The following is a 14,071-nucleotide window of genomic DNA, read 5'->3' on the forward strand; positions in this document are numbered from 1 at the left end:
GGCGGCGCCGCGATAAGGTGGTGCGCACCGATCCGCCCCCCGCAGAAGGACCGCGATGCCGCCCACCCGCGACGACCTGCCCCGCGACCGCCTTTTCGGCCGCGGCGCCTACCGCACCCGCGAGGACGCCTACCTCCAGCCGCTGCCGCTTCGCCTGGGCGACAACGCGATGCGCGTCCTGAACGAACGCGCCAGCGCCGTAGCGCGCCCTTCGCCGTCCCGCAGCGACCCGCTCACGGGCCTGCCGAGCCGCAAGCCGATGCGCGTGGTCCGCGACGCCGAGCTCCAACCCGGACCCGGCGAGGGCATCCTCTCGATCGTGGCCGACAGCAGCGGCACCGCGCCCGTGATCGGCGTCGACGGCGTGCCCGTCACGGTCGGCAACGGCCAACTCGACCTGGTGGTCCGCGCCGGGCCGCACACGGTCGAAGTGCAGAACACCGCCACCGTCGACCCGGTCGTCGTGCACGTCGCCGAAGGAGCGGCGCACCAGGTGCAGTACTTCGAAGACGGAGTGAGCGGCCACCGGGTCCTCGGCGAACTGGCCGAGACCGCCGAGTTCATCCCCACGAACGCGGGCTGCTGGTCGTGGCTGGTCCTCGTCTCCGTGATCTGCTGCCTGCCGATGAGTACCGTATTGACGGTGATGCCCACGGAGACTTGGCATCTGGTGTCGGGCATCGTGCTGGGCGCTATCGCGGTGGCACTCATCGCCGCCGGCTGGCCCCTGTACCGCCGCACCAAGGCCAAGTACCACCGCGACATCGCCGAGCAGCGCCGTGCCCTCCCGCGCGAGCCCGTGCCGTACGGCGAGGACGCGATCCTCTCGGGCGCCAACCCGACCGCACTGCCGCCGCTGCCCGCCGGGATGGCCGCGATCGACCTGCACCTCGCCTGCGGCAGGCACCTCTGGGCGGGGCGCCGCAAGGCCGGGCACGGCTCGTTCCTGGCCCGCGCCTGGACGCGGCCGCCGCGCGTGCGCATCAACGGCATCGAGCGCCAGGCCTCCTGGGGGCACTGGCGGTACCTCGTCCCGACCGGGGCGTACCAGGTCACGGTGGTCGTCGACGGCCGCCCGATGGACCTCGACGTCCCCGACCGCCACACCGGCCGACCCGAGAAGCAGCGCGACCTCGTCGTCGAAGCCCATGAGGGCCAGGCGATCCAGGTGAACGCGGAAGCGCACGTCTACGCGGTCTGGCGCCCCGCCACCGGCGACATCGAGTCCTTCGAGCCCCGCCTCTGGCTGGAGGCCGCCTAGTACTGCTGCGGCGTGTACCCCGTCGGCGGGCCTGTGGCCGCCATTGCCGCACGAACCGGTGCGGCCGGCGGCCGCCCGCAGCACCGAGTCGAGCGCGTTCAGGCCCGGTTGAGCGCCGCGTACTGCTGCTGCAGCGCAACAAGTTTGTGCGTGAACAGGTGATCCCGCTGCTTCCGGGAGTCCGCTCCCTGCACGAGCATCGGCGTCGCGTAGACGAACATGCCGCCGCGCGCGATCCACACGACGCGGCGCATGTTCGGTTCGCCCTTCGCGGCCTCTGCCACGGCCTGCGCGGTCCCGGAATCCTTGGCCCACACGGTGACCTGCACCGAGGTGTCCAGGAAGTCGTTGACCTTGCCCGCGATCGCGCGGCCGATGAGGCTCTTCGTGAAGCGCCCTTCCTTGATCACCGGTTTGTCCGCCGCGAACGCCGAGGCCTTCACGAAGGCGCCCGGCGACTCGCACCAGGCGACCTCGTCGGGCACTTCGCCGCGGCTGGAACGGTAGTCGCAGATCAGCTCGGGCATCGGCACGGCCGCGGGCAGCACCCAGATCCGGTACGGGATGACCTTCCCGTCCTCGTCCGCGTCGCAGACGCACAGGTTCTGGAACGGCACCCCGCCGCTCTCGCCGCGCACCAGGCTCCGCACCCGCTGCATCGGCAACCTGAAGGCGCGCAACCGCTCCAGCAGTGGACCCCACTGCGGCAGCGCGAACGCTTCGGCGTCGCTCTTCACATCGACGTAGTGGAGCCCGTTGAGGCGCGAGTGCGACTTCCACAGCCGCGCAGCGTCATCGACCTCGTCGATCTTCGTGGAAGGCCGGTCCAGAGTGGCGTCCCCGAAGACCAGGTCCGTCACATAGACGAAGTTCTCGAGCTTGTGCCAGCGGCGCTCGTCCCCCGCGCCGTCGGCCCACCCGCTGGTCCCCGACACGCGCTAGCCGAACTTCGGGACGTTGATCATCTTCTCGAGGAACGGCAGGAACACGTTGAAGATGTCCCACACCAGGTCGAGGGTCTGACCGAGGTTCTGCACGAACTGGACGGCGGCGTTGATGGCCTGGATCGCGTCGAGCACGAGCCCCATGATCTGGGCGATCGTCATCGCGATGCACAGCGGGATCATCGCGCCGAACGTCGCGGTGGCGGCGGCCACCTGCGGCACGATCGTCTTGATGATCCAGGCGACGCCCTTCGCGATGAGCTTCTCCACCTGCTCGCGGAGCGCCCGGGCCACGCCGGCCATCATGTTGAGCACCTGCTGCATGCCCAGCGCCAGGAAGCCCATGGCGTCCATCATGAGGCCGAGCTCCATGACGCGGGTGCGCGCCACGTCGCCGTCGTCGCCCTGCCAGCTCGCGAGCTCGCCTTCGACCGTGGTGTTCATGTAGTCGGCGATCGGCGGCATGGAGTTGCCGACCTCCTGCCACATCTGGCCGGACTCCTGCATGCGGGTCTCGTTGCCCGTGACCAGGCCGAGGAGGTCCTCGAGGGGCTGGAACGTCTCGATCAGGAAGCTGACGATCGTCCCGGCCAGCCACGCGACGGGGTCGATGCCGACGACCTTGCCCGCGGCCGCGGTCAACTGGGTGTAGCCGTCCTTGTTCGCCGCCAGCTTCCCCTTGAACTGGGACATCGAGCTGCCGACGCCGTTCCAGTTGATCGACTGGAGGTCGTTCTTCAGCAGGGTGCCGCCTGCCTTGAGGGTGTCCTTGTTCTTGTAGGCCTCGTACCCGGCCTTCAGCGGGCCGTTGAGTTTGAAGCCCTGCTGCCCCCAACCCTGCTGGTCGAGGGTGCTCATCGCGCCCTGGCCGAAGTCGGCGCTCCAGGTGTCCTGGTGCCCCGGGGAGTCGGAGAAGTCGTTCATTCCGTGGTCGCTCATGGGGTTCCCTTACTTCTGGACCAGGGGGTCGTTCTGGGTGTCCTTGGAGTACTCGTTCGCGGCGCCGGCGAGGCCGGTGGCGAGCTTGGCGAACTCCTCGCTCATCAGCGTGTCCACGTCCTCCCAGGACGCGCCGGAGTCTTCGAGCCGGGTCGCGACGCCGTCGATGCCCTGGCTCGCCTTGGAGAGCAGGTCGCGCCAGCCGTCGGCGAGCGGGAAGTACAGCATCGACATCGGGATGCCGGCCAGGCCCCACATCCACGGGTCGGGGTCGGCTTCGGTGGAGTACTCAGAGGCCTTGTCGGCGTACGACATCGCTTCGCGCAGCTTGGTCGCCGCCGCGCGCAGCAGGTCGGGTTCGATTTCCTTCGCGGGCATTGTCGCCGCCTTCCGGAGTTAGCAGTGGACGGTGGGGGCTTTAGTTCGGCCGCTCGGGGGCGATGCGGTCCAGCAGCGCCGCCAGGGCCGGGTCGGCGCCGAGGAACTGCCTGGCGATCTCCGCGCTCTTCTCGGCGTGGGCGATCCGCGCCAGCCTGACCAGCTCGATGATCGTCGGCGCGAGCGACTGGCGCTTGCGCATCGCATACTCGTCGATCTTGATCTCGGCGACGCCGCCGTTGCCGTCGAGCTTGACGCAGACGAGTCCGTCCTCGGAGAAGACCTCGATGTTCGCGGCGCTGATCTGCTCCTGCATACCCTCGTACCGGCGGAGGGTCTCCTCGGCCTGGCGCTGCATCGCCTCGAGCCGCGCCATCATCTCGTTCGGGTTCGGGCGCTGGGGCTGATCGGTCATCGGCCCTCCTCCTCGGTGGTGAAGGCGCCGAGCGAACCCATGGCCGCCTGGATCGCCGACGTCAACTGGGCGTCGAGCTGGCTCTCAGCGGACCGCAGGGTCGAGACGATGAGCTCGCCCAACTCCAGGCCGCTCAGTTCGAACGCGCTCATGCGCAGGTCGAGCTCCTCGATCCGACCGCCGGCGGCGGCCACGACACGGACCTCGCCGTGCTCGCTGACGGCCTCGCCGCGGGCTTCGGCGGCCATCCGCTCGATCTCCCTGGTGCGGGCCTGCATCGCTTCGCTGCTGTCGGACATCAGCTCCCCTTCCTCCGCGCAGCGCTCGGGTTCCTGCGGCGCGGTCCTACTGCGATGCTATAGCGCACTAGCCAGTACCCCGAAAGTGCGCCCAACCTGCGGTTGCTGGGGCCGATCCCCCCTGGCCGCCGCATCCGGGGTCCCGTTGGGGCTCAGCGGTACCGGCGCAGGTCGACGCCCGAGCCGTCGCTGAACGAGATCCTCCGGTACACCCCGGCCGGCTTGAACCGCCGCAGAATGCGGGTCCTGCGCAACCGGTCGACCTCGCCCTCATACTCGTAGTGCGCGTCGCGGACCTCGACGACTTTGCGGATCGGCACCGGTTCGGCGAACTCGCTGGGGTCTCCCGAACCGCTCAGGAACTTCCCGTACGTGCGCCCTTCGACGACGATGAACGCGATCCGCCGGTCCGTGAACACCCACAGCCCGCGGTACCGCAGCGCCGGCGTCACCGTGCGGCCCATCACGGACTGTCGGCCCTTGCCGCGCAGGACCACATCGGGGCCTTTCACCTTCGTACCGGAACCCCCGTCGACGCTCGCGCCGCTGAGCCCGTCGGCGAGGAACGCGAGCACGATCAGGATCACCACGGACCCGAGGATCCACCCCAGGGTCTTCGCGATGCGCCACAGCACCTGGTCGGCCGTCCAGAGCGGCCGAGGGACGCCCTCGAGCACCGGCAGCTTCCACTGTGGAATCCAGTCGATGAGCCGCTCATCGGGCTCGAGCCATTGGCGTTCGAGCAGGCCCGGTGAGTCGAGCCGCAGATCGAATCGGGGGTTTCGGGGCATCGGGAGGCCTTCGCTGCCAAGGGGGTCCGCGTCAGTTGCATGCTAACCGGATGGCGCTCGCACCGGGCCGCGCCTCAGGACGTGCACGCAAGGTCGTCAGCGCCGACAACCGCCGCACGGGCGAATAGGTATCCGGGAGGACCTAGATCAAGGCCGACACCTGACGCGCAGTTGCCGATCCCCTCAGTCGACCAGGGCCTTCACCGTCGCGAGCGTATCGAGCAGCTCGCTCTCCCAGGTCTCCCGCTCCCGGTACTGCGGTTCCATCGTGAACACGACCAGCCAGCGGCCGCGCACGGCCCAACCAAACCTGAACGCCCCCTTGGCGTCTTCCCAGGAGGACAGCCACTCGTCCCGGCCTGGCTCGGCGGTGTGCAGCCTTGCCGCATCGGGCGTCAGGAACGCGTCCACCTTCTTGACGAGGTCCCTGCCCACCGACGTCCGACCGAGCCAACCGTTCCCCGCCTTGAGCGGCTTCTGCGGCGGCAGCGGGCCTTCGACGACCTGATACTCGCCGAGCCGCGGATACCAGTCCAGGTGATAGGGGCGATCACGCAGGAGCGCTTGGTCGTAGACGAGATCGGGCCGCGGCCGCGACAGCGCCGCACAGAGGAACCGGTACGGCCACACGGAGCCGCCTCCCCCGAAGTTGAAGGCCGCGTAGCTGACGAACGGCACCTCGTTCCAGCGGCCTTCGAAGAGACCGCCGACCTCGTTGAGCGGCAAACACAACTGCCGCATCTCCGCGAAGAAGCCCGCGAGCCGCTGATCGCCGGCGATCTCAGCCGCGGACAGGTCAGCCCGATAGGGGAACCCGTGCTCGGCGGCGAACTCGCCCCACTTGCGCTTCCGCTGCAGCGCCACCTGCTGCGGCGAGGGCGAATCGTCCCCGTAGTCGTCCCCAGAGCCGGGGGCGCTGTCGCTCGCGACCGCGATCTGCGCCACGATCTCCAACGTTTTCACCAGCGGGCGTGTCTTCTTCTTCGGCTTCGGCCCGTATGGGTATTCCACCTACGCCTCCTCGCGTTCGGGAATCTCGGAAGGATCGACCAGGCGCTTGATCGCCGGAAGCGTATCGAGGAACTCGCCGGTCTTGTCGCGCGCGCCGTAGCCTCTGATGTGCTCTTCTTCGAACAGCACCAGCCACCGGCCCCGCACCAGCCAGTCGCGCTCGAACGCCGCAGGTTCGTACGGCCGCGAAGACACCTGGGACGCATAGTCTTTCGAAGCAGCATGCAGGCGCGGAACCGGATTGGTGAACGCCTCGACCGCGCGCCTGAACTCACGCCCTACCTTCGTCCGCCCGAGCAGCCCGGGCTCGCGGCCAGGCTGGTTCGGCGGAGGCTTGGGGCCCTCAACGCGCTCGTACGACTCGTGGCCCGGGTACCAGTGCCGCCGCTCCTGAGGCGCGTAGTCGAGCCGCCGGTCGTGCACGAGATCGGGATAGTCACGCGACAGCGCCGCGCAGACCAGCCGGAACGGTCGGACCGTCTCGGTCTCATCGACGCTGTAGGCCGCGAAGCTGATGAACGGCACGCCCTGCCACTCAGCCTCTAGCAAACCCGCCGCGCCGTGCACTGGAACGTGCAGCTGCCGCATCTCCTCGAAGAACGCCGAAAGCCGCGGATCGGCCAAGATCTCGGCGATCGGCAGCGTCTCGCGATAAGGCCGGGCCTGCTTGCGGGCGAACTTCCCCCACTCCTTGATCCGGATACCCGCGACCGTCTGCGGCGACGCCTTGACATCGGGACTGTCATCGCTGCTGTAGTCACCGGTAACCGCGATGTCGACGATATCCACCAGTGCACTCGCCAGCGGATGCTTCTTCTTCGGTTGCGGCTCTTTCCGATCACTCATATCGGCAGGCTCGGCTTCGGAACCTGGACGAGTTCGGCGACGAACGGCTGGAGGATCGAGAAGACGTCCTGGACGAGATTCAGCAGCGCCCCGAAGTCCTGGAACATCTGCATCGCGCCCTGGACCATCTGGATCGCGTCGAGCACGAGCCCGGCGATCTTCGCGACCGTCATGGCGATGCAGACCGGCGCGGCCGCACCGAGCGTCGCGATGCTGGCGGCGATCTGCGGTGCGATGGTCTTGATGACCCACACGACGCCGTCCGTGATGAGCTTCTGCACGAAGGTGCGCAGCGCCTTCGCTAGCCCGGCCATCATGTGGAGGACGAACTCCATGCCCCCGGCCAGGTGGCCCATGACGTCCATCATGAGACCCAGCTCCATGACCCGCGCCCGGGCGGCCGATCCCGCCTCGCCTTCCCACTGGGCCAGTTCGCCTTCCACAACCGTGAGCATGTGATCGGCGATCGGCGGCATCGCATTGCCGACCTCCTGCCACATGTTCGCCGAGACGTTCATGCGCGCCTCGTTGCCGGTCACCACGCCGAGGATGTCCTCAAGCGGCTGGAAGGTCTGCACGAGGAAGTCGACCAGCGTGCCGACCAGCCACTTGAGCGGGTCGATGCCGACCGTGCCCTTCGCCTTGGACAGGAATTTCTCGTAGTCGCCCTTGACGCGGTTCTTGTCACTGGCGAGTTGACCGGTCTTGTCGTTGACAGCCCCCCAGTCGACCTTGAGCTTGTTGCCGAGGGTGCCAGCCCGATCCCGCAACGATCCGCGCTGGCCCTCAGGCAGGTTGCTGCCGGTGAGGTCGGCCTTCATGTTGTTGAAGGCGCCGCGATAGGTGCTCTGCCCCATGACCATCGACATGGCCATGCTGCCGGGGCTGTTGATCAGCTTCTGGTGGTCGAGCACGTTGAGTGCCGCGTTGCCGACGTCAGCGGTGTTCCCGTTCGAGTCCTCGCCCCACTCGCCCTGCTGCGGCGAATCGGAGAAGTCCTGCATTCCGTTGTCGCTCATCGGTTCGTCTTCCTCAGGTGGTGGTGATCATCGGGGGGTTCTGAGTGGCGTCCTTGTAGTCGCCGTAAGCGCCGGAGAGATCGGTGAGCAGCGAGCCGAACTCCTCGCCGATCACCGAGTCGATCTCCACGTAGCCGTTGCAGCTGTCCTCGAGGCGCTGGCTCAGGCCCTCGATGGCCTGGCCGGTGTCGGAGAGCAGGCTCCGCCAGCCGTCAGCCAGCGCGAAGTAGATCGGGGCGGTGACGACGCCCGGGAGGCCCCACATCCACCATTCGGGGTCGGCCTCGGTCGAGTACTGGGATGCCATGTCGGCGTATGAAACCGCTTCGCGCAGCTTGGATGCTGCCGCGGTCAGATCATCGGGATTCACGTCGATCGAGGGCATGGGGGGACCTCCTGGGGCGCGGTGGGCTGTGCCGCAACAGTACAAAGCGTGCGCTACTGATTGCACCACAAAAGGATCAGAAGATGGGTACGACCTGCCTGGGGAGCCGACACGGATGATCTCGACGTACTTGCGTTGAGACTGAAAAACCAATCGGTGTACTACCTGGTGAAAGCCGAAGGGGCCGACGGGATCTCTCCCGTCGGCCCCGTTCAGGTCTCGCTACGCGTAGGGGTCTTCCTCTTCATTGCCGATGCCCCAGACGTCGTCGTCCTCGGTCAGCCAGGTGCCGGACTCCTGCTCGCCCTCGCCCGGACCGCCCATGCCGCGGCCGCCACCGGCGCCGCCCATCATGCCGCCGGCCATGCCGCGCCCTCCGGCGCCCATGCCTTTGCCCATGCCCTTGGGGCCACCACCTCGGCCACCGCCACGACCACCGGCGCCGGCACCGGCGCCACGGCCGCCGCCTGCACCGCCCATCATGCCGCCCATACCGCCGGCGCCCAGGCCACCGCCCAAGCCGCCACCGGCACCACCGCCGAGGCCGCCACCAGGACCGCCGCCTCCGCCGGGAAGCCCGCCGCCGAGGCCGCCACCAAGGCCACCACCGCCGGAAGCCAGACCACCGGAGATGTCGTCGGGGTCGGGGACGTTGGAGTCCCACGGGTTCTCGGTATCGAGACCTCCGGTGTCGATACCGGGGTTGTAGGTGCCAGGAGTCGAACCGACGCTCGGCGGGCTGTCGGGCGAGCCGAGGTCTCCGGTGAGGTTGCCCGGCGGCTGGCTCGCAGGCATATCACCCATGCCGCCCGGAATGCTCGGCGATCCCGGCGGAGTCGGGTTGGTCAGGTTCGGGGGCTGCTCAAGTTCCTCGCCGCCGACGATCGCCGGGGGCTTGCCCGGGGTGGCGTCATACTCAGTCTCGTTGACACCGGTTTCCTGGTTGGTCTTGCGAACCGAGATGTCGTCGGCGGTCCGCTCGGAGGCGCTCTTGAGTCCCTCGGCCACGTCTTCGCGCTCGTAGAATGCCCAGTCGTCGAGCTCGCTCTGCGCAATGGACTCGGCTTCGGCCTGATCGGTGCCGTTCTGAACGAGATAGTTGACGCGTCCCTGACGCCACTCATCGGCGGAGACGAACATTTCCTGGCCGAAGTTCGTGTTCCCGTCGCCGGTCCCGCCGTCCGCGGAGCCGCCGCCGTACCAGAAGGCCGCCTTCTCGTCGTCCATGATCTCGCAGTCACCGGAGTGCCACGGCGGACGGAAGTGGATCCTGGCTTCGTCGCAAGTGCCGTTCTTGATGTAGTACTGCGGCTCGGGGAAGGGGATGTGCCCGGTGTCGCCACCCTGCTGGGCAAAGATCTCCTGCCCCGCTTGATCCAGGGAGGTTGCGACGCTGTCGATCTTGTCGACGGTGTCAAAGATCAGCGTCTTCAGCTCATCGTTGGTGTCGCTGAACGAGTCGAAGTCATCGCCGGTCCAGAACTTCGAGAGCTGCTCGATGTTGTACTTGTGGCGCTCTTCGAAATCAGAGAGGTCTTTGCTGACCTGCCTCCACGCTTCGACCATCGGATAGATCGCATGATCTGCACTTGGGCGAACCGCAGCAAGAACCGCTTGGAAGGTCGATTCGGAGGGTGCGGCGTAACGGTGCCCGGAGTTTTCGAGCTGGAAGGTCTGCCCGTCCATGTAGACACCGGCCATCAACGATTCCCAGTCGGTGTCGGCCTGTGCCCTCCCGAGTGAGCAGCCATCAGCATGGCACTTAGTTGTCTGCTGGTAGTGCTTCGCTTCGTGTTCCGTCGGACCTTCGTGGGTCTCGATCTCTTCTTCCGCCATGGAGGGTGCTCCTTCAGATCAGGATTCGAGCTGGCTACTGACTGCTTCGAACATCGTGTAGATGTATTCGTCCGCAACCCAATTGACCAATTCAGACCGATCGAATGCAAGAGCGGTACGTGCGTCGATCTCTTCCTGACTCAGTCCATACCGGGCCGCAGCAGTCTTTTCCGCGTCTGTGGGAATCGTCAGGTAGGCCTCGACGATGTAGTTGCTGGTTCGAGCATCTACTATCATCGACCCAGCCTCACCTGAGCGCTCTCCCTCAGTGCCGAGGATGGCGTAGGCATGAGCTTGGTCCCACTCACCCTCAAGATCTGCATCGATCAGCAAGTCCTCAGCCGTGAGGTCTCGGACATTGGTTTCGACGTTATCCCTGTACCAACCCTCTTGGCGCATTGCCCACATGTCGTCTACATGCTCGGTCGAGTTTCCAGGGAAGACACCGAGATGAACCTGCATCCAGATAGAGGTGCCATCAGTGTCCACAACTTCGATTTCCGCCCGGCAGGAAACTGACTCGGCGTCGATCGCAGACCCCATATCTACGTGGTTAGGCCCTTCGGCGTAGGTGGTCGCCGCGGCCTTGTCACGGATCGGGTCGGGCGAAAGTACCTCGCACATGTCCCAGCTTGCGACCTGACTGGTTACGTCGGTGAACCCGTCTTCAGACGTGTCGCTGCCGTTGCCTGAGTCGTCGCCGGTCAGTGCCGAGCATCCGGACAGCAACACCAGAGCGGTCCCTGCTAGGCCCGCCGAGAACACCTTCATACGCTGCTTGAACATGTCTGGACTGGTTCCTCTCTAGTTTCTGCCCGGACTGGCCGGATCACAGCTCGTCGTAGTAGTTGGTCGTGGGAGCCTCGGTCGGCACTGATTCACCGACACTGAGGTACTGCTCGATCTCGGTGACGTTGGAGTCCTCGGTGTCCGCGTTCTGTTTCACGATCTCGTCGAGCGCTTCCAGCATCTTCTTGATGGTCACCTTGATGTTCTGCAGATCGGTCCAGGTCGACTGGAAGCTGGTCAGGTATTCGCTCTTCTTCCCCTCGACCCCTTCCAGCCCGAACGCCGGCATGTTGCTGAGGTCGCCATCGCGCATCCTCGGGATGATCTGCTCCTCGATGAAGTCGAGGTCAGCTTTGAGGATCCGTTGGAAATCGGCGACAGCTTCCGGATCGAACTCGCGCTGAGACATCAGGGCTCCTTCGGGGGAGGTAGGGGCTCCAGTAGACAGGTTAGTAGCTTGGACTTCAGGTTAGCAGGGGATCGCAACCCGTACAGTCCTGGCAAAACACCTGCGCCGTCCCTGGTCACAGCTGTCAGGTCGGTGTGCCGCAAGGCTTGCGCGCCAAGGGGTTCGGGTTCCGTGTCGTCACCCTCGCAGCGCCGGGCTCGTATCATGGGGCTGCCCCGCCGAGAGGATGAGCCGATGGACGCCGTGAATGGCTTCCCCCCTGATATCGAGGCCTTTCGCTTCGAGCCCCCCGATGACTACGAGGAGAAGCTCCAGCAGGGCTACGAGCTCCTGGAGTTCTGGCCTCACGACGAGATGTACGAGAACGACAAGGCCGTGCTCGACATGACCCCCTCTCGCGCCGCCATCGAGGCCGTGAACGCCGATCTTGAACGGGCACAAGAGCTGATCCGCGAGATGCAGCAGGCGCGCTACCGGGGCCAGGACGAGTACGGGACCTCGATGGTGACGATGAACTTCGCCGGGGAAATGATCGGCCTGGAGTTCTCCACCGACGCCGTCCGCATGGGCAACCGCGAGCTGGGCGAGGCCATCCGCGAGGCCTGGCAGTACGCGAAGGAAGCGCAGCTCGAGGACACCGACCGGTTGAACCGGATCGCCGGCGGCATGGGAGGCGGAGTCCGATGAGGGACTATGCGAGCCTGAGAGCCGAGGTTGTTACGGCCACGGATCAGAGCATGGCCCAGATGCGGCAGGTTCTGGAGGAGCACGCCGATGAGGTCGTCTCGCAGACGGCCGAGTCAGGTCTGTGCACGGTGTTCATGAACCTCAACCGGGACCTGCTCGAGGTCCGGTTCCTGAAGGCGAACGTGGCGAGAGAGTACGACCGCGAGACCCTCGCGGAGGAAGTGCTAGGGACGATCAAGGCCGCTCAGGTGACGATCGAGGAGCGGATCATGGAGCTCCTCGGCGTGAGCTGAACCGCCAACGGCGCGTTCGGAACTCAGTGAGTCTCTTCGGGCAACTCATGCGGAACGCTGAGTGAGGATGAAGCGGCGCGGTCGTTCGATGTGGAAGAACGCCAGGGCCGCGCGTGCGATGGTGCCGATCCGCCAAGGGTTGAGCGAGACCTTCTGCAAGCAGCGGAACCGAACCTTCAGGTCGGCGTTGGCTTTCTCGGCCAGGGCGCGCTTGGCGCCGATCAACTGGTTCCACTCCTTCTGGGCTTCGGTGGGCTTGCCGCGCTGGGGCGTCTTGTGCGGTAGGACCACGGCCGGGAAGGCCCGGAACTTCTCATACCCCAGATCGGCCAGCACCAGCAGGTGATCGTCTTCGGCGACGCCGATGTTGAGTAGGGCGATCTCAGCCTCGACGCCGGTTTTACCCGCGGCGTTCGCATCGTGCTCGCGGCCGGGCCGGGCTTCGGCGATCCACAGCGGATACCCGTCCGGTGCGGAGATGACCTGGAGGTTCACTCCATGACGGTGGTGCTTGCCGCTCCAGAACAGGTCAACGCCCTTGGTGGGCTCTTCGACTTGGACGCGGCAGGTGGGGACGAGGGTGCCGTCCAGGCCGATGTGCCCGTCGCCGGCCGCCCGAGCGGCATCGATCGCTTCCTGCAAGCTCGGGGCCTCCTACGCGAGGACTTCGAGGCCTTCCCAGAGGTTGTCGTAGGCCGTCGTCCGCCCGAGGGCGTTGTCGGCCGCGAGCTGCGTGATGCGGGTGCCGTCGATGAGGAATCGGAGCACGAACACCGCCTGCGACCAGGGAGTGAGCTTCCGGGTGCCCTTGCGGGTACCGATCCGGCGGCGGTGGGCTGCGAGACGGCGAGCAAGCCAGTCGCAGGCGGCACGGTCGACAGGCAGCAGGGCGGTGTATGCGACACTCAAAGACGTGAAACCTCTTGGTGGGGAACTGAAGTCGTAGCAGCTCCAGTTTCTACCAAGAGGTTTCCTTGTCTCCCAACGGATCATGATCACGCGCATCAGCTTGCCCGAAGAAGCTCACTGATCCACCGGTCACGCGTCGAAATCGTGGTCCCCGTAGCTGACCCATCCCAGATCGATCAGCTCGTCCGCCAGTTCGTCCTCGTCAAGATCCTCAAGGTCTTCAAGCTTCTTCACCGTTTCCAGGTCCTTGGCGGGAACGTCACCGAGGAAGACGTAGTCGCCGTAGTCCGCGACCTCGCCCTCCAGCTCCGGAACCGTGATCCGGTCCCAGTCCACGTCGACCTCGATCTTCCCGTTGAACTCGCCTTCGAACATTGCATCGGCGAGCCGAGTCTTCACCACCGCCCGATCCTCCCCGGCGACGGCGAAACCGATCGGATCGCGCGGACCGCGGAAGGTGATGTCCGGGAAGCCCTCAATGCGGATCGTGATGAACGGGTGGAGGTCGATCGAGGTCGTCCGCACATTCCGCTGGTACACGTCCAGGCAGAGTTCGGCGCCATACTTGAAGAGCAGCCACACCTCGCCCGAGTGCTCGAATTCGGAGTCCAAGGCGCCCATGGCTTCGTCGAGCGTCCCGCAGATATGGTGCGCGTCCTTCCGGGCGCCGCCGGGGGAGACGCCGAAGCTCAGGTCGTAAAAGCTCTTCAAGATCATGCCGGAACACTAAAGACTGTCCCGTTATTGCTTGTGCTGCAGGGGTTTAGGATGCCCGGGTGGGTGTGGTGACAGCGGCTGAGGAGTGTTGGATCGAGCCGTTCTCAGGGCTGCGGCCCAGGGTGTTCTCCCGCCTCGTGCGC

The 14,071-nt window shown here is 66.2% G+C and carries 19 protein-coding genes; 3 read left to right on the plus strand and 16 right to left on the minus strand.

Going from position 1 to position 14,071, the window contains the following annotated elements; translation table 11 throughout:
• Positions 1-55: 55 nt before the first annotated feature.
• Positions 56-1,261 carry a hypothetical protein gene (locus tag O1R50_RS25660; protein ID WP_270113108.1) on the plus strand — a complete coding sequence of 402 codons (1,206 nt, stop codon included), beginning with the start codon at positions 56-58 and terminating at the stop codon, positions 1,259-1,261.
• Between the two features lie 98 nt (positions 1,262-1,359).
• Here the strand turns inward: O1R50_RS25660 and O1R50_RS25665 are convergent, their stop codons facing one another.
• The 13 genes from O1R50_RS25665 to O1R50_RS25725 all read right to left on the minus strand — a co-directional run bounded on the left by O1R50_RS25665 (position 1,360) and on the right by O1R50_RS25725 (position 11,322).
• Positions 1,360-2,196 (minus strand): hypothetical protein, encoded by an 837-nt coding sequence (locus O1R50_RS25665; RefSeq protein ID WP_270113109.1) that lies wholly within the window; start codon positions 2,194-2,196, stop codon positions 1,360-1,362.
• A gap of 3 nt (positions 2,197-2,199) precedes the next feature.
• The gene (locus O1R50_RS25670) at positions 2,200-3,144 is read right to left on the minus strand and encodes a hypothetical protein (protein WP_270113110.1); all 945 of its coding nucleotides are present in this window, start codon (positions 3,142-3,144) and stop codon (positions 2,200-2,202) included.
• A gap of 9 nt (positions 3,145-3,153) precedes the next feature.
• The gene (locus O1R50_RS25675; RefSeq protein WP_270113111.1) at positions 3,154-3,522 is read right to left on the minus strand and encodes a hypothetical protein; all 369 of its coding nucleotides are present in this window, start codon (positions 3,520-3,522) and stop codon (positions 3,154-3,156) included.
• A 40-nt stretch (positions 3,523-3,562) separates the two neighbouring features.
• Positions 3,563-3,937, minus strand: a complete 375-nt coding sequence (locus tag O1R50_RS25680; protein WP_270113112.1) for a YbaB/EbfC family nucleoid-associated protein — start codon at positions 3,935-3,937, stop codon at positions 3,563-3,565.
• Positions 3,934-4,236: a YbaB/EbfC family nucleoid-associated protein gene (locus O1R50_RS25685; protein ID WP_270113113.1), complete on the minus strand. Its 303-nt coding sequence runs from the start codon at positions 4,234-4,236 to the stop codon at positions 3,934-3,936. The genes O1R50_RS25680 and O1R50_RS25685 overlap by 4 nt, the downstream gene beginning before the upstream one ends.
• Positions 4,237-4,388: 152 nt before the next feature.
• Positions 4,389-5,027, minus strand: a complete 639-nt coding sequence (locus O1R50_RS25690; RefSeq protein ID WP_270113114.1) for a hypothetical protein — start codon at positions 5,025-5,027, stop codon at positions 4,389-4,391.
• Positions 5,028-5,210: 183 nt separating this feature from the next.
• Positions 5,211-5,972, minus strand: a complete 762-nt coding sequence (locus tag O1R50_RS25695; protein ID WP_270113115.1) for a hypothetical protein — start codon at positions 5,970-5,972, stop codon at positions 5,211-5,213.
• Positions 5,973-6,038: 66 nt separating this feature from the next.
• Positions 6,039-6,884 carry a hypothetical protein gene (locus O1R50_RS25700; protein ID WP_270113116.1) on the minus strand — a complete coding sequence of 282 codons (846 nt, stop codon included), beginning with the start codon at positions 6,882-6,884 and terminating at the stop codon, positions 6,039-6,041.
• A complete protein-coding gene (locus O1R50_RS25705) occupies positions 6,881-7,903 on the minus strand; it encodes a hypothetical protein (protein ID WP_270113118.1) in 1,023 nt (340 codons plus the stop codon). Before O1R50_RS25705 ends, O1R50_RS25700 begins: the two co-directional genes overlap by 4 nt.
• 13 nt (positions 7,904-7,916) lie before the next feature.
• Positions 7,917-8,288 (minus strand): hypothetical protein, encoded by a 372-nt coding sequence (locus O1R50_RS25710; RefSeq protein WP_270113119.1) that lies wholly within the window; start codon positions 8,286-8,288, stop codon positions 7,917-7,919.
• Between the two features lie 222 nt (positions 8,289-8,510).
• The gene (locus O1R50_RS25715; protein ID WP_270113120.1) at positions 8,511-10,124 is read right to left on the minus strand and encodes a hypothetical protein; all 1,614 of its coding nucleotides are present in this window, start codon (positions 10,122-10,124) and stop codon (positions 8,511-8,513) included.
• Positions 10,125-10,142: 18 nt separating this feature from the next.
• Positions 10,143-10,910 carry a hypothetical protein gene (locus tag O1R50_RS25720; RefSeq protein WP_270113121.1) on the minus strand — a complete coding sequence of 256 codons (768 nt, stop codon included), beginning with the start codon at positions 10,908-10,910 and terminating at the stop codon, positions 10,143-10,145.
• A gap of 43 nt (positions 10,911-10,953) precedes the next feature.
• Complete coding sequence (locus tag O1R50_RS25725; protein ID WP_270113122.1) at positions 10,954-11,322, minus strand: hypothetical protein; 369 nt, start codon at positions 11,320-11,322, stop codon at positions 10,954-10,956.
• A gap of 234 nt (positions 11,323-11,556) precedes the next feature.
• On the opposite strand from O1R50_RS25725, the gene O1R50_RS25730 reads away from it, so the two are divergent.
• A complete protein-coding gene (locus O1R50_RS25730) occupies positions 11,557-12,009 on the plus strand; it encodes a hypothetical protein (protein ID WP_270113123.1) in 453 nt (150 codons plus the stop codon).
• A 50-nt stretch (positions 12,010-12,059) separates the two neighbouring features.
• The gene (locus O1R50_RS25735) at positions 12,060-12,302 is read left to right on the plus strand and encodes a YbaB/EbfC family nucleoid-associated protein (protein WP_270113124.1); all 243 of its coding nucleotides are present in this window, start codon (positions 12,060-12,062) and stop codon (positions 12,300-12,302) included.
• 45 nt (positions 12,303-12,347) lie between these two features.
• Here the strand turns inward: O1R50_RS25735 and O1R50_RS25740 are convergent, their stop codons facing one another.
• From O1R50_RS25740 to O1R50_RS25745, 3 genes are all read right to left on the minus strand, one after another.
• Positions 12,348-12,944: a transposase family protein gene (locus tag O1R50_RS25740; RefSeq protein WP_408612818.1), complete on the minus strand. Its 597-nt coding sequence runs from the start codon at positions 12,942-12,944 to the stop codon at positions 12,348-12,350.
• Between the two features lie 12 nt (positions 12,945-12,956).
• A complete protein-coding gene (locus tag O1R50_RS26600) occupies positions 12,957-13,211 on the minus strand; it encodes a hypothetical protein (protein WP_408612819.1) in 255 nt (84 codons plus the stop codon).
• A 129-nt stretch (positions 13,212-13,340) separates the two neighbouring features.
• Entirely contained in the window at positions 13,341-13,928 is a 588-nt protein-coding gene (locus tag O1R50_RS25745) for a hypothetical protein (protein ID WP_270113125.1), read from the minus strand.
• Positions 13,929-14,071 lie beyond the last annotated feature (143 nt).

It is taken from the genome of Glycomyces luteolus (assembly GCF_027622875.1).
Classification (GTDB): Bacteria; Actinomycetota; Actinomycetes; order Mycobacteriales; family Micromonosporaceae; genus Glycomyces; species Glycomyces luteolus.

Bases quoted from the DNA above. Each gene is read 5' to 3' on its own strand.
- O1R50_RS25705 (WP_270113118.1), bottom strand. From the start codon at position 7,903: ATGAGCGACAACGGAATGCAGGACTTCTCCGATTCGCCGCAGCAGGGC.
- O1R50_RS25675 (WP_270113111.1), bottom strand. From the start codon at position 3,522: ATGCCCGCGAAGGAAATCGAACCCGACCTGCTGCGCGCGGCGGCGACC.
- O1R50_RS25690 (WP_270113114.1), bottom strand. From the start codon at position 5,027: ATGCCCCGAAACCCCCGATTCGATCTGCGGCTCGACTCACCGGGCCTG.
- O1R50_RS25685 (WP_270113113.1), bottom strand. From the start codon at position 4,236: ATGTCCGACAGCAGCGAAGCGATGCAGGCCCGCACCAGGGAGATCGAG.
- O1R50_RS25710 (WP_270113119.1), bottom strand. From the start codon at position 8,288: ATGCCCTCGATCGACGTGAATCCCGATGATCTGACCGCGGCAGCATCC.
- O1R50_RS25700 (WP_270113116.1), bottom strand. From the start codon at position 6,884: ATGAGTGATCGGAAAGAGCCGCAACCGAAGAAGAAGCATCCGCTGGCG.
- O1R50_RS25725 (WP_270113122.1), bottom strand. From the start codon at position 11,322: ATGTCTCAGCGCGAGTTCGATCCGGAAGCTGTCGCCGATTTCCAACGG.
- O1R50_RS25680 (WP_270113112.1), bottom strand. From the start codon at position 3,937: ATGACCGATCAGCCCCAGCGCCCGAACCCGAACGAGATGATGGCGCGG.
- O1R50_RS25660 (WP_270113108.1), top strand. From the start codon at position 56: ATGCCGCCCACCCGCGACGACCTGCCCCGCGACCGCCTTTTCGGCCGC.
- O1R50_RS25735 (WP_270113124.1), top strand. From the start codon at position 12,060: ATGGCCCAGATGCGGCAGGTTCTGGAGGAGCACGCCGATGAGGTCGTC.
- O1R50_RS25745 (WP_270113125.1), bottom strand. From the start codon at position 13,928: ATGATCTTGAAGAGCTTTTACGACCTGAGCTTCGGCGTCTCCCCCGGC.
- O1R50_RS25730 (WP_270113123.1), top strand. From the start codon at position 11,557: ATGGACGCCGTGAATGGCTTCCCCCCTGATATCGAGGCCTTTCGCTTC.
- O1R50_RS25670 (WP_270113110.1), bottom strand. From the start codon at position 3,144: ATGAGCGACCACGGAATGAACGACTTCTCCGACTCCCCGGGGCACCAG.
- O1R50_RS25720 (WP_270113121.1), bottom strand. From the start codon at position 10,910: ATGTTCAAGCAGCGTATGAAGGTGTTCTCGGCGGGCCTAGCAGGGACC.
- O1R50_RS25715 (WP_270113120.1), bottom strand. From the start codon at position 10,124: ATGGCGGAAGAAGAGATCGAGACCCACGAAGGTCCGACGGAACACGAA.